The following is a 12,946-nucleotide window of genomic DNA, read 5'->3' as shown; positions in this document are numbered from 1 at the left end:
CCCTCAAGAATCGACACGTGACTCCTTCATCTCGCCGAACCGCACTACGAACGTTGCACCTGGTAGCTCTCGCAGATCTCCGGTCCGCTCCAGAGCAATGGAAAAGCCACCTCGAAGCCCATTCTGGCGGGCAATGTAGAGACCGAGACCCTTTCCTTCTTCGCCTTTGCCCGAGTAGAACGGCTCAAAGAGGAACGGCGCATCCTGATCTTTGACGCCCGGCCCGTTATCGGTGATGACGAGAGTTGATTCGTCCGGCGTGAACGCGCGGATGATACGGCTCTCCCCGGCAGGCATCAGCTTCGAGATCAGCCAGTACGTCGCATTGTCGACCAGGTTGATCAGCAGCTGAAGGATCGCTGCCTCAGTTGCGACGGCGCGGAGGTTGGCGACTGGATCAATGTCGAACTCAATATTCTTGCTTCGGTGAAGGCGATCGTAGATCGACTTAACCCTTTTAAGGGCCTGGACGACGTCTTGTTCACTCTGTTTCTGACGAGTGGATACGAAGAGGCCCTGGACATCCCGAAAACGGGATGACACGAACTCTAAGCGCGTCACGAGCTGGGTAGCCATTGCATACACTGGCTCGCGAATGAGATCTAGGAGCTTTAGCTCAGCGACGATTTGTCGAGCCGACCGGAGCGCTTCGCTCCCCGCAAGAATCAAATCATGAGAGGCAGTCTCAACCGAGAGCCCGACACCGGCTAGCTGTTCAGTCCGCGCCAGTTGCATTGACGAAAGGTCACGCTCCGCGCTAAGTGCCTTTTCCAGGTCGTCCAGATGCCTGACAGCCTTTTTCGGCAGATCTGCTTCGTTGCGAAGGGCCTGAATATGCCTATCGATTCGGTGCTGCTTTAGATCGAATCGTTTCGCTCTCGACTTTGCATCAAGATGAGGCTGGTACTGCTGGCGGAGGTATCGGAGGATCGTACTTACTAGCGCCTTGAAGTCCGCAATGGCGGCACCCGCCTCGATCAGACCCTCGCGACTCGTTTTGTCACGCAGTTGCGGATTCTCTGCTTGAGTGATCGCGACGTACCCTACGGTTTGGTCATTACTTAGAGCCCGGCCTGCGCCTTCAGTGCCGCGCGTTGCATCGATCTCTAGCCAATCGTCGTCAGGATCGCCGTAAGGATAAACACGAATTCCGTCCCGATACAGGTAGATCCGATGATCCTTGATTAGGTCGCTTTGCTCCGAATCAAGCCGGTTCGCATCCGGCGCCACGCGGTCGAGGTCGAAAACGTAAAACTCAAAGTTGAACGAGCCGCAACTGAACTCTGGACGGGTGTCGAGCGGAAGGTCTTTTGCCTCATCCTTCAGGAACCGATCCTTGAACGGCTTGAGTCCTCTGACTTCTCCGTCGTCGACACTGAGGACGACACTTCGCTCATTCAAGCGCAAATCAAATGTCCGCTTTTCAGCGTCGAAGCGACCATCTCGAACCTTCAGCACGGCGTGCTCCAAAGCACGCTCGAAATCTTCCGAGCGCTGTCTTCCGAGCTGAAGATCGACTCCGTCGCGCAGAAACACTACTTCGAAAGCCCCCTGAGTGGCGCCCCCAGCAGGTTCGCCCCACATGAGCGGCTGGAGCCGATTCAGATCGTCGAAAGCTCCCTGCACCAAGCGTCGGTTCCAATTCGCTCGAATGTGGGAGATCGCAAGTTGAGTACCATGCGTGGACGCAGCGATTCCGGATCCGTTGAATACCGTAGGAGAAGAGATGTCATGGAGGGCAGGAACATCCTCGAGGTAGAGGTCCATCGCGATGGATTCCTGAGCACCGGGCTCCTCGTCTAGCAATGAGATGTCGACCACGAGGGTTGTCTCGCGATCGTGTCCGATCGCACGCGTCACCAGAGTTACCTCGCTTCCGAGCTTGAATGTCGCGAACCGCCCGATCCCCTTCTCTCCTTGAAGAACGCGGCCGAGTGTGGTTTTGGGCTCGTTTCCCTTTGCCAACTTCTTGCTTGGCGTCGCAGGATTCATCCATGCGGTGCGGACAAGTTCGTCCGTCATACCAATGCCATCGTCGGTAATGGCAATGGTGGCGCCCGGGCCTGGGGTGAAGTTGTCTGCAAAACCCCGAAAGTCCACAAGAACGCGAGTTGCATCGGCGTCGTAGGCGTTCTTAACAAGTTCCACCAAGGCGACGCGTTCATTCTTGATGAGCTGCTCACCGAGCATGGTGAGGAGTCGCGCGTGCGCCCTGAAGCCTAACTGTTCGGGCATTCGCTACCTCGCCATGGTCAGGACAACTTCATCCCGCATACGCTTAGCGAGGCTGGAGTCCGCACTCTTGGTGTTGATCGCCATGTAGCGACTGCTCGCGGGAATAGGTCGCACCTTCCGATCGCCGAAAGAAAAACCTGCGTGCTCCATTGCTCGACGCGTAATCACGTCGTTTCTGATGTAGTTCCCTCTAAGGGTCGAGTTGCCCACTACAAGGACTGCGGTTCCCCCGGGCTTCACTTTCGAAGCAAGCTGTCCGGCGAACCCGATGCAATCGTGCGCGAACCGTTCGAGCATTGGGCGTCTCAGAACTGACTTGTCCACTGCTTCAGCCTCAATCGTATCGATGATCGATCCTACGATTTCAGAGGCGTCGTGATCGAGTCCGCGTTCCGCTCCAATACTCGAGCTTCGTCGAGTTCGGAGCTCAGAGATCGTGTAACCAAACCAAACGAGTGCGAGCTTATGACCGCGAAGGTAGTCGAGCGCATTGAGGTAAGGAGGAGACGTTACGGCAATATCTACCGAGCTGTCGTCGACGCCTTCAAGGTCGCGAGCGTCCCCGAGATTTACCCTGCCGGTTCCGGTGAGGGTCCGACGTTCAAGCATTCCGGTCAATTGCTTCACTGAGCGCTGAAACCCGCCAAATACGTCGTACTCCGACTCGAGGCGCACCCGATGGGGCCTGCTGTGAGACGTGTCTTGGGCCAGTGATGCTTGCGAACTCTTCGTGACGATGATCCGACTTATCGCGAGCCGAAGCGCGAGCTGCACATCGCCATCGTCCAGATCGCTTATCGCGGTCGTCAAATCAATAAGTTGCTGCTTCTGTTTCGAAGCGAACCAATAGTCGACAAACTTCTCTGATTCGGGATCAACACCCCAGGGAGCGATGCCGCTTGTGCGCGTGGCGCGGTCGACTACGTCCTTCGCACACGCGGAAATTTCCGAAGTTTCAAGTGTGGTGATGGTGAGTTTTGACATCATGACGGCAAGCGGGTCGATATCAACCCCGACCGCGTTGTGGCCACGCTCCATAGCTGCGGCCAGAACCGTTCCCGATCCGCACATGGGATCGAGGACCGTGAGCACTCGCTCCTCGAGCACAGGTATGGCGTTCAGTGCAATGTCGGGCGCCATCCGCGCCGGAAAAGGATGGATCGTACGTGCGCTCATCCATGGCCCCTTGCTGGCTCGCCGTTCAGTATCAACATCATCTTGGCAGGTGGAAACGTCGTGATCCGGCATTTGCCAGACTTGGCCAACGGCACTCCCCCTGATCAAGATGCATGTGCGGCCCCTCGGCGCAGAGTACAGGTGCCGGCATCGAGCTTGTCAAGCGGAGACAACGTTGCGCTGAGTCTTGCGACCCATGTAGCCAAGCTGGCTCATGAGTGCACGGACAACGGCTTTCCCTAGTTCGAGCGGAACTGCGTTCCCTAATTGGCGTTGCACATCTGCGCGAGAGCCCACGACGTTAAAATCGTCGGGGAATGACATGAGTCTTAACATCTCGTTGACTCGGAGTCGCCTAGCTCTCTCATCGCCAGACGACGTTGGCACATTCTCCCAATGGAAGGGACCGACCCAAGGGCCGGGCTGCGCCTGAAGTGTGGTGGAGGGCCTATTGGGGTCAAGTCGGAGGAGGAAGGTCCAGTACCGACTTCTCCATTCAAAATGATTGCGGCCGCCATAACGTTCGGTGTGCCATAAATAGTTCTGGCCAGGCGGAATCTCAGCTGCGAGCTGCCCGAAATTTCCGTCAACAATCTCATCCTCGGTCGCGCGGTCGAGAAGGGGCAGACCGAAGAATGCCTGCGCCGCAGTAACGTGCGGGATCTTGCTGGTATCAACGACGCGGGTGTGTTCGCTCCAGCCGGAGTGAGTCGGCTCCGGGAACACAAACTTTTCGCCATCACGACGGCCGACGACGAAAACGCGGCGCCGTAGTTGAGGGACGCCGTAGTCCGCAGCGAGGAGAACTTTCCACTGAGGGTTGTATCCGAGTTCGCTTAGGCTCCGAAGAAGCCGTTCAAACTGCGCCTTATGCGTCTTGTAAGTCAAACCCTGCACGTTTTCGAGGATGAATGCCTCAGGGCGGGACTCGCGGACGACGCGGACGTACTCGTCGAGCAGAGAGGCATTTGGGTCTCGACTTTCGCGCTTTTGCTCGAGCCAGAATCCGGACTTGCTGAACGGCGTGCATGGAGGACCACCAACAACGAGGACGGGTTCCTTCTCCCGCAGACCCCCGGCGGCAAGGATCTCCTCGGTCGAAACGTTGCGAATGTCACCGGTCAACGTCGCGGCACCGTCAAAGTTGGCTTTCAGCGTTCGTAGTGCGGGTTCGTTGTAGTCCGTCGCGATCGAAACCCGTAGAAGTCCACCGCCAAGATCCTCAGGCTCTAGTGGTTCGGAGTCCGCTCGCTCGACAGCGAGATCCAACCCTCCTGCCCCGGAGAACAGGCTCACGACTGGGAGCTGCTCGCCCATATGCCATCTCTTTTCTATGAACGCGCACACGGCCCAATTTGGGAGCCGTGTATGTCTGACCAGTATCGTCGAGACGAGTCTGCCGATAACCACCGACATGCCCAGCGCAATGTGCGGGGTTGGTGGACGGTTCGGGGAGAAGGGGTCTCTGTGGAGAAAGAGTTGCTCGCTGGACGAGACTTCGGCGAGGTCTATCGAGTTCAGGCACGCAGTGACCTGCATGCGTTTATCCTTGACGCCGTTCGAGCTTCTGGCGGTCGCGTTATTTACGCCAGTGACGCAAATCGCGCACCGATCTATGTCGGGGTTCAGATGGACTCCGACGAGCGAATCGGCGTGCTCATCTACCCTTTCCGCGTAACGCGAAACACCATCAGAAACCGCCCGACTGACGAAGTCCGTGGCCAACTTCGATACGGTGCCGAGAGATCGTGGAAACAGGAGCATCCGATCGGATCCGATGCCGCCGGCGTGGACGTGACTATCGTTGTCGGCGTCGATCTTGACGACGGCGTGATTATCGGTCTGGATGCGAATCTTTGGAATCCGTTACCTATGGGGATTTCCTTCTACGCCAAAGATCTCGAAATCGAGCAGGCGAAGAAGGCGGGCTGGCATGTATGGGAAAAGATCAACCGCGCAGGCACAAAACGCAGCGAACCTCGCTCGCCGACGAACCTCGAAACAGTAGTCGCGTTCCGGCCTGATCGTCTGATCGACTATGTGCGATTGGAACGCCGCGCTTCGTCGATGCACCTTGACCAACCTTTGCGGTATTCAGCCGCCGTCAGAATCGCGCAACCGGCAGAAACAGCCGAGGCGCAGAGTCGCCACGTATTGGAGGAGCAGTTCGCCCTGACGAGCGAACAGATTCTTGACATTATCGGCGGGCGCAACCGTCTTTCAGTCGCGGTCCGGGGCGGGGTCGCGGAGTTCCATCTGGAGCATTCGCTCCAATCAGCACCGGATGTAAGGGCGGTAGAGCGGCTCGATGTGGACGCAATGCACGACTTCAACGTGGTTCTGTCGAACGGCCAGGCCCTGCGGATCGAATGCAAGAACGCCAGCCCAAAGAGGTCGGCCAGCGGCTCCTTCAAGGTCGAAGTGCAGAAGACTCGTTCCTCGAAGGGCGACCCTGCGTCCCGCTTCTATTTGGCCAATGGATTCGATGTCGTAGCCGCGTGCTTGTTCTCTTCAACCGGAGAATGGGAGTTCCGATATGGACTGACTTCTCGCATGGCGCGACACAAGCACTTTCCTGATCGACTCGCTCCGATCCAGACCATCAACGACGAATGGACAACAACCCTTAGCGCTCTCAGTGATTAGCCGCTCGCCGTTCTCAATCCCAATCACAACATAGATTATGGATGCTTCCTCAGTTCTCGCCTGGACCAAATCTCGTCGGCGCAATCTTCCGAGCATGCCTTCCATGGCATCAGGCGTTCAGCGCGCGAGATCCGGATTCCACAATGGCGGCAACGCACGAGGCGAAATGAGTGAGGTGCGCGAGGTGCAGTGGTCATGATTCTCCCTGGATATAGCGTTCGAGGCCGAGAGAAACAACGAGATTGAGATCGTCACTGTTCGACTCGGATTTAGTGATAGCTGCAGTCCAGAGCTCCGCGGAGACTTCGACTGCGATGAGATGCATTGTCGGTGTCATGACAGCAGTTTATGCGATGTCATGACACCCCACAAGGGTCAATGTCATGACACCATTGGGCTATGCCGAACCAGCCCAAAACCCCCATGAAGTCGTTCCGAATCTCGGAGGACCTATACCGCGCTGCTCTTCGTAAGGCGGAGGAGGAAGGGAAGACGCTCAGCGATGTTGTGCGTGAGGCGCTCGAGAAGTACGTCCAGCGAGACTGACTGCAAAAACAATCGTTTTGGGCACGAGGTTGCCGCTGGCACGGGACTGTTGACACGAACTGGGCCAGCTCACGGCTAGCCAGAAGAACACCTATCTGACGCCGCTGGGGACCTCAGTTAGCGCTGGCCGTACTCGTCAACGTGCCAAAACGCGAGAATCGGCGTCTGGCATGAGCTGCCACAGGTGCTCTCGAAGTGCCGGGTCGTGGACGTACAGGTAGGTACCCCGAATGCCCCGCGTGAGGAGCACCGCATAGACGTTCCGGATGTACCAGAGCAGGTCGTCGTCGGAGTAGATGCGGCCGAGCGCCTTGTTCGCCTCCTTGCCCTTCTTGTCGAAATACGAGGCGCGGTCGACGACGATGCGACAGGTAGTCGTGTCGAAGCGGAGATCGGGGCCGATGATCACGCCGGCGTAGTTGAGGTCGTAGCCCTGCACCGTGTGGATCGAACCCACCTCGTCGAGCGAACCCGGCGACGCGATCCAGTCGGTCTGGGTGCTGTTCCAGCGCATTCGCAGTTCGCCGATCTCGATGTCGTGGCCCGGCTTGTTGCCCTTCGTCTTCCACTCCCAGGCGTAGCCCGCGACCAGGCGTGAGAGGCCGACTTCGCGGTCTCGGTGCACGATCTCCGCACGCATCTCGGAGACGTCGTCGAACATCCGGAAGTCGTAGTCGCCGAAGTCGGGGACGGATGCGAGCGGCTGCGAGCCTGACCCCGGTGCGGCACCGAGCATCCGTCTGACGTGACCGACGTAGTCGGAACCGGCGCGCACCCTCATCTGCGAGAGAAGGGGGTGGTGATGGTCGGCTGCCTTGGCGTCGGCGACGAGCCGCTCGAGAGCCTCGATCGGAATGTCGGCCGGCTTCACGCTCTGCGCGGGGTCGACGAGGAAAATCTGGTGAGCGCTCTTGGCCGTGATCCAGTCGAGCTGGGTCTTCGACGTGTCATCGTTGCCGAAGAGCTTCGTCGTGATGTCGCGGAACTTGATGTTCAGTGCCGCCGCCGGCTGGTTCGCACGCTGGTTCAGGCGATGGGTCTCGTCGACGATGAGCAGACCGTAGTCGGTCGCCGACTCCCCCACGTCGAACGCCGTCAGCACCATCGACGGGTCGAGACCGGGGGTCTTGCGGAAAACCCTCTGCACCGATTTGTGGAGCGACTGCTGCGGGATGACGAAGCCGATACGGAGGTCGCGGAGGAGCATCCGGTGCTCGTCGGTGAAGAACTCGGAGAAGAGGGAGTCGCCGTCGTCGTCGAGGGCGTCGAGGGGTGTGGACGCGCGGATGTCGGCGAGCAGCTTGAGCAGGTAGATCGCGACGACGGTCTTGCCGGTGCCGGGGTCGCCCTGGATGACCGTGGTGCTGCGGTCGTTGCTGCGCAGGTCGTCGAAGAGGCTCTTCACGACGCCCTCGACCGCGAAGGCCTGGTCGTCGGTGAGCGACTTGAAAGGACTCAGCTTGAAGAGATCGCTGTTGATGATCTCGGGGATGGTGCGGGTGAAGACGCCGTCGAGCTTCAGGCGGTCGAAGATGGCGTCGAAGCTGTCTTGATAGAAGGCGCGGTTGTAGTAGTCGGCATTCACGATGCCGTCGTTGCGGTTGAGCACCTCGAAGGCGCCGTCGCCGCTGAGCATCTCGATGAGGAACGACTCGAGGTCGAGGCAGACGGACTTGTTGAAGGTCTCGTCGAGGATGACGCGGAGGTTGGTGAGGTGGCTGCGCTCGATGCTCGCGAGGTGCTGGCGCATGCGGGTGGCTACGTTGAGGGATTCGCCTACGTAGATCTTGCGTCGATCGGATGCTCGGCCTGCGGTGGCCTTGTCGTCGTCGAGGATGTAGACGACCGGCCAGTTGGTGATGCGCTTGTCGCCGCTTCGCGCCCAGTCGCCGACCTCGTCCTTATCGAACGGGAGGCGGACGATCTCAGAGCTGGTCATACTTCGCGGACGTGCCGCGGGACTTCTCGACGGGGTACTTCTCGCGGGTCTTGGCGAGCTTGGCTCGGACGACGTCGTCGGGGTTCAGCTTGAGGCGGGCGGCGAGGAGGTAGGCGTAGGTGAGCACGTCGGCGAGCTCGTCTTGGATCTGCTGCTCGTCCGCATCCGGGGACCACTGGAAGAGCTCGAGCAGCTCGGCCGCCTCGATGGAGATGCTCTTCGCGAGGTTCTCGGGGGTGTGGAACTGGGCCCAGTCGCGCTCGGCCACGAAGGCGGCCAGGGCTTCGTGGATGGTGGGGGTGACGGGCATATCTGCAGGCTATCGTGCCGGTTTCACCTTACGGGCAAGTGGGTTACAATTCACGTATTAGTAAATCTGGCATTTACAAACTAGAGAATGTCGGCATTCACCGAATAGTGAATACGGGAGGGTGTGATGAGGTCCACTGAGATCGTCCATCGCACGCTCGCTGACTCCGCTTTGCAGGGAACTCGACGTTGGGCCAGTCTCGCCGACTTGGCTCACGCATCCAGATGCTCGGTCGGTAATGCGTTCAAGGCCACCCGCCACCTCGTCGATATCGGAGCGGTGTCGACGCTCTCGCGCGGTGGTCTGAGCGTTCTGGATCCCGAGCGGGTAGTGGCTGTGCTGGCGGCCGAGAGGCGCCTCGCGAACGACACCGTGGCGATGGTGTCGCGATCATCCATGCCTGACCTGCTCGGGCGTCTGCCGCTCTACGCACTCGGCGGCACCGATGCGGCAGTCCATCATCTCGGGGGCCGCAACACCATCGCCGATCGCGGGCAGCGTCTCGTCTACATTCTCGAGAAGGACGCGGACAAGGTGCAGCCTCATGACGCTGACCCCGACCTCGGCGATGAGGAGACCGTTCGCATCGTCGTCATGGACGAGGTCGCTCAGCGCGCGTGGACCAGCGGCTATGCGAGCTTCGCGCAGACGTACGCCGACCTCTTCTCACAACCAGGGTGGCAGGCCGCTGAGTTTCGACGCGCTCTGTGGCGCACTGCGTTCGAGGTCGACGACTGGTCGCAATCGGAGGCAGCACGTGCCTGATGCTCCGCTCGGTGGAGACCTGCATCTCCACGCACTCATCGACCACTTGGGCCACGATCTCGACCCATCCATCCTCATCGGCGGCTGGGCGACCTACGAACTCGTCGGCGGCGAGATCAGCAAAGACATCGACCTCATCATCTTCTCCGACGAAGTTCGGGCGAAGATCGAAGAAAGTGTCACGGATCTCAGCAAGAGCAGCCACCTCCAAGGTCAGAAATGGCGAGGGACCATCGAGGGCGTGCACCTCGACATCTACCTCCCCCATCAGTCCCAGCTCGGGGACAAGCTCCGCCTTCGCGTCGAAGTGCTGGCGAAGTACGTCGAGCCCGCGGCCCACAAGGGGTGGAGGCTTCTCACCATCGAGGCGCACACCGTCACGAAGCTCGCCGCCATCCTCGACCGACCCGACAGCCTGAAAGGCCAAAAGGATGCGGGTGAGCTGCTCCGGCTGATCAAGCGCGGCGTCGACGCCCGGGGTGCGTGCGATGTCCTGGTGGATGCGACAGCCGGCCCGATCGAGGACGTGCCGGAGTACATCGAGCGCGCCTTCCTGCTCATCGCAGAGAAGAGTGGAGCCAACAAGGCCGACCGGAGGATGCTCGATCGACTTCGTCGCGAGTGGGTCGATGCTGCGCAGGACGCGGTTCGGGTCGACGAGCGCGTGCTGCCGTCGTTCGATTGAGCTCTCGGCGCATGACTGCGACGACGTCGGTGTGAAACACCAAGCCTGCGGGTTGGTGTTCGCGCGGGCTGCGGCCGCGGGTTGCACACTCGAACTGGGGGTCGGCGTCGGTCGCCGAATACGGGTGTAGCGCTTTCGAAGAAGGGTGTGGCACCGATAGCGTCCGGATAGAGGTCGAAACCACAGGGGGCAACGATGGTGACCGAGACCGATTCAGAGGTTGAGCCGGCTGCGGGTTCAGCGGCACCCGTGCCGGAACCTTCTCCTACAGCTGCGGTGGAACCCGTCGCTGCACCTGCGCCGGTCGACCTCGGTCTTCTCATCGGCGACCTGGATCAGGCGATCGCCACCAATCGGCGGCTGGCGAAGTGGCTCCTCATCGCCGGCGCTGTCGCCTCGATCGTCGTCCTCGTTGCGCTCGCCCTCCTCACTCAGGAGGCCGTCAAAGTCTTGTCGTCGCCGGAAGCTGAAGGCAACTACATGCTCGGCGCCTACGAGATCCTCCGGGGTGCTGCGTACGCCGGCCTTGCCGGTTCGATTCTCTTCGGGCTCTTCACGCTGGGTCGCGCGGCGCTCGACCAGGCGACCAGGTACGAGAAGCGCAAGATGGCCGCCCACTTCATGCAGAGCGTCACGCGGCGGTTCGACAAGCAGATCGGCGACGGCACCATCAAGTTCGAGGAGATCGTCGCCATCATCGATGCGTGGAGCAGCATTGTCGAGTCGGCCTTCACGAAGGTGAAGTTCGGCAGCCGCGAGCCGCAGCCCTGGGCCGTCGATGTGACCAAAGAAGGGGCGTCGTTCCGGTCGGGGGCGAGTGAGGGAGCGACGAAGAAGTCGTCTGGGTCGTGATTGTCGGACGGTTGATCGCTGGGCAGGATGCGTTGAAGGGGTTTGGCGTTGTCGTCGACTCGTTTTCAGAAGGTGTCGTGATCCGGGCGTCGATCTTCCGGTTGTGGTCACCCGTTCTGACCCTCTTGAATCGTCCGAAATCAACCGCAGGATGATCCCCTCGGAGTGAAGATAATCGAGCTTTCATCAGCCATTTCTGATAGAATCTCATCATGACTACAGCCCTCCGACTCAGAGAGATCGCAGACGATCTCCGAGGCGTTGTGGGCGAAGCCAACGGTGGTCTTGCGGGGCTCCACGATGACCAGTTGCTCGAGCTGATGGCCGCTATCGAGGCCGTCGGGCGGGTCGTCGGAGCAGGTCAGGTGCGGGTCGCCGGAGAGGTCGGGGTGCGGTCGCGAAGCGAGCTCGGCGACGAGGGGTTGAGTCGGGGGCAGAACTTCACAAGCCCGGTCAAGCTCGTCGAGAGCGTCACGGGAGCGTCGGCTCGCGAGAGCAAGGCGCGGCTCGAGCTCGGGCGGCGGCTGCGCGGGGCGGTGCTGCTCGGTGGCGGTGAGGGTCCGGCGCCGTTCCCGGGTGTCGCGCAGGCACTTGATGCGGGCCGCCTCGGCGTCGAGGCCGCCTCCATCATCACGCGTCAGTGCAGCGAGCTCGCCGTGCGTGGGTGTTCGCCCGACGTCGTGGCCGGGGCCGAGCAGACCCTCGTCGACGAGACCGTCGCTCGGGGCCTCGCGGCCGACCAGACGACCAAGCTCGCCATCCGGATTCGCGAACTGCTCGACCCCGACGGCGCCGAACCGAGGGATGCGGTGCACCAGCAGCTGCGGTCACTCACCATCGCGCAGGCGGCCGACGGCATGATCCGCGGCAAGTTCGCCCTCACGCCCGAGCAGGGCGGGGTGTGGCTCGCGAGCATTCAGGCGCTGCAGAGCCCGCGGGTGTCGGGTTCGGCGGCCACCGGTCCGCGGTTTCTCGACGAAGAGGAATTCGCCGCGCACACCATCACCGCCGACACCCGCACGCAGGCGCAGAAGAACGCCGACACCGTCACTGAACTCATCGCCCGCGCCACCGGCGCCGCCGACATGCCCCGCCTCAACGGCGCCACCACCACGGTCAACGTGCACATCACCCTCGACGACCTCGAGGCAGGCCGCGGTGTCGGCTGGATCGACGGCATCGACGAGCCGGTTCCCGCCTCGACCATCGCGCTGCTGCGCTGCCACTCCCCCATCGCCGCCACCCTCTTCGGAGACCGGGGCGAGGTGCTCTACCACGGCAAGACGCGGCGGCTCTTCAGCTCGGCCCAGAACCGGGCCCTCGCAGCACGAGACGGCGGATGCGTGTGGCCCGACTGCGACCGGCCCCCGTCGTTCTGCGAAACGCACCATGCAGACGAATGGGTCTCCGACGATCACCCACCGGGGCGCACCGACATCGACAACGGCGTACTGCTCTGCCACTTCCACCACAGCCATTTGCACAAGTCAGCCTGGAAACTCGTCATGCGCACGGGCGTTCCCCACCTCATCCCACCGCGCTGGATCGACATCGCACAGACGCCGATCCCAGCCACCCGCCGACGCACCATCCAACGCCCGGCCGCCTGATCCGGCGCAGTCGCCAGCGAAAGCCGGCCACGGTCATCGTGGGCAAGCGCGAAGCGCGCGGCAGTTCCTGTCGGGGCCGGCGCTTGAGCGTTCCGAGACACGGGACTGCCGCGCGCTTCGCGCTTGCCCACGATGGTCATGGCTGGGTCGGTGAGATCGGCCGGTGGTGGGCGGGCCGGTCT

At 61.0% G+C, this 12,946-nt stretch carries 10 protein-coding genes; 5 read left to right on the top strand and 5 right to left on the bottom strand.

Translation table 11 applies throughout. The features are described from left to right. Window positions 1–3: 3 nt before the first annotated feature. The 3 genes from ACEXOR_RS15160 to ACEXOR_RS15150 form a co-directional block, all read right to left on the bottom strand. Window positions 4–2,235 (bottom strand): ATP-binding protein, encoded by a 2,232-nt coding sequence (locus ACEXOR_RS15160; RefSeq protein WP_374850548.1) that lies wholly within the window; start codon window positions 2,233–2,235, stop codon window positions 4–6. A gap of 3 nt (window positions 2,236–2,238) precedes the next feature. Further along, complete coding sequence (locus ACEXOR_RS15155) at window positions 2,239–3,411, bottom strand: hypothetical protein (RefSeq protein ID WP_374850547.1); 1,173 nt, start codon at window positions 3,409–3,411, stop codon at window positions 2,239–2,241. A 159-nt stretch (window positions 3,412–3,570) separates the two neighbouring features. Further along, entirely contained in the window at window positions 3,571–4,950 is a 1,380-nt protein-coding gene (locus tag ACEXOR_RS15150; RefSeq protein WP_374850546.1) for a DNA cytosine methyltransferase, read from the bottom strand. Between the two features lie 90 nt (window positions 4,951–5,040). Here ACEXOR_RS15150 and ACEXOR_RS15145 point away from each other — a divergent pair, with 90 nt between their 5' ends. After that, a complete protein-coding gene (locus tag ACEXOR_RS15145; protein ID WP_374850545.1) occupies window positions 5,041–6,057 on the top strand; it encodes a hypothetical protein in 1,017 nt (338 codons plus the stop codon). A 682-nt stretch (window positions 6,058–6,739) separates the two neighbouring features. Here the strand turns inward: ACEXOR_RS15145 and ACEXOR_RS15135 are convergent. Both ACEXOR_RS15135 and ACEXOR_RS15130 read right to left on the bottom strand, forming a co-directional pair. Then, complete coding sequence (locus tag ACEXOR_RS15135; protein WP_374850543.1) at window positions 6,740–8,542, bottom strand: DNA/RNA helicase domain-containing protein; 1,803 nt, start codon at window positions 8,540–8,542, stop codon at window positions 6,740–6,742. After that, window positions 8,529–8,852 carry a nucleotide pyrophosphohydrolase gene (locus ACEXOR_RS15130; RefSeq protein WP_374850542.1) on the bottom strand — a complete coding sequence of 108 codons (324 nt, stop codon included), beginning with the start codon at window positions 8,850–8,852 and terminating at the stop codon, window positions 8,529–8,531. The genes ACEXOR_RS15135 and ACEXOR_RS15130 overlap by 14 nt, the downstream gene beginning before the upstream one ends. Before the next feature lie 207 nt (window positions 8,853–9,059). Here ACEXOR_RS15130 and ACEXOR_RS15125 point away from each other — a divergent pair, with 207 nt between their 5' ends. The 4 genes from ACEXOR_RS15125 (at window position 9,060) to ACEXOR_RS15110 (ending at window position 12,764) form a co-directional block, all read left to right on the top strand. Further along, window positions 9,060–9,617 (top strand): hypothetical protein, encoded by a 558-nt coding sequence (locus ACEXOR_RS15125; protein WP_374850541.1) that lies wholly within the window; start codon window positions 9,060–9,062, stop codon window positions 9,615–9,617. A 46-nt stretch (window positions 9,618–9,663) separates the two neighbouring features. Further along, complete coding sequence (locus tag ACEXOR_RS15120; protein WP_374850540.1) at window positions 9,664–10,302, top strand: hypothetical protein; 639 nt, start codon at window positions 9,664–9,666, stop codon at window positions 10,300–10,302. Window positions 10,303–10,497: 195 nt separating this feature from the next. After that, a complete protein-coding gene (locus ACEXOR_RS15115) occupies window positions 10,498–11,154 on the top strand; it encodes a hypothetical protein (RefSeq protein WP_374850539.1) in 657 nt (218 codons plus the stop codon). 212 nt (window positions 11,155–11,366) lie between these two features. Next, window positions 11,367–12,764 carry an HNH endonuclease signature motif containing protein gene (locus ACEXOR_RS15110; protein WP_374850538.1) on the top strand — a complete coding sequence of 466 codons (1,398 nt, stop codon included), beginning with the start codon at window positions 11,367–11,369 and terminating at the stop codon, window positions 12,762–12,764. The last annotated feature ends 182 nt before the right edge of the window (window positions 12,765–12,946 follow it).

The sequence above is a fragment of the Herbiconiux liangxiaofengii genome (assembly GCF_041927335.1).
In the GTDB taxonomy this organism is placed as follows: domain Bacteria; phylum Actinomycetota; class Actinomycetes; order Actinomycetales; family Microbacteriaceae; genus Herbiconiux; species Herbiconiux liangxiaofengii.
The sequence above is the reverse complement of the archived record's forward strand: the minus strand, read 5'-3'. Positions and strand labels throughout refer to the sequence as shown.

What these genes read in the sequence shown, in the direction of transcription:
- ACEXOR_RS15155 (WP_374850547.1), bottom strand. Translation starts at nt 3,411, where the DNA reads ATGAGCGCACGTACGATCCATCCTTTTCCGGCGCGGATGGCGCCCGAC.
- ACEXOR_RS15160 (WP_374850548.1), bottom strand. Translation starts at nt 2,235, where the DNA reads ATGCCCGAACAGTTAGGCTTCAGGGCGCACGCGCGACTCCTCACCATG.
- ACEXOR_RS15145 (WP_374850545.1), top strand. Translation starts at nt 5,041, where the DNA reads ATGGACTCCGACGAGCGAATCGGCGTGCTCATCTACCCTTTCCGCGTA.
- ACEXOR_RS15110 (WP_374850538.1), top strand. Translation starts at nt 11,367, where the DNA reads ATGACTACAGCCCTCCGACTCAGAGAGATCGCAGACGATCTCCGAGGC.
- ACEXOR_RS15150 (WP_374850546.1), bottom strand. Translation starts at nt 4,950, where the DNA reads ATGCAGGTCACTGCGTGCCTGAACTCGATAGACCTCGCCGAAGTCTCG.
- ACEXOR_RS15130 (WP_374850542.1), bottom strand. Translation starts at nt 8,852, where the DNA reads ATGCCCGTCACCCCCACCATCCACGAAGCCCTGGCCGCCTTCGTGGCC.
- ACEXOR_RS15135 (WP_374850543.1), bottom strand. Translation starts at nt 8,542, where the DNA reads ATGACCAGCTCTGAGATCGTCCGCCTCCCGTTCGATAAGGACGAGGTC.
- ACEXOR_RS15115 (WP_374850539.1), top strand. Translation starts at nt 10,498, where the DNA reads ATGGTGACCGAGACCGATTCAGAGGTTGAGCCGGCTGCGGGTTCAGCG.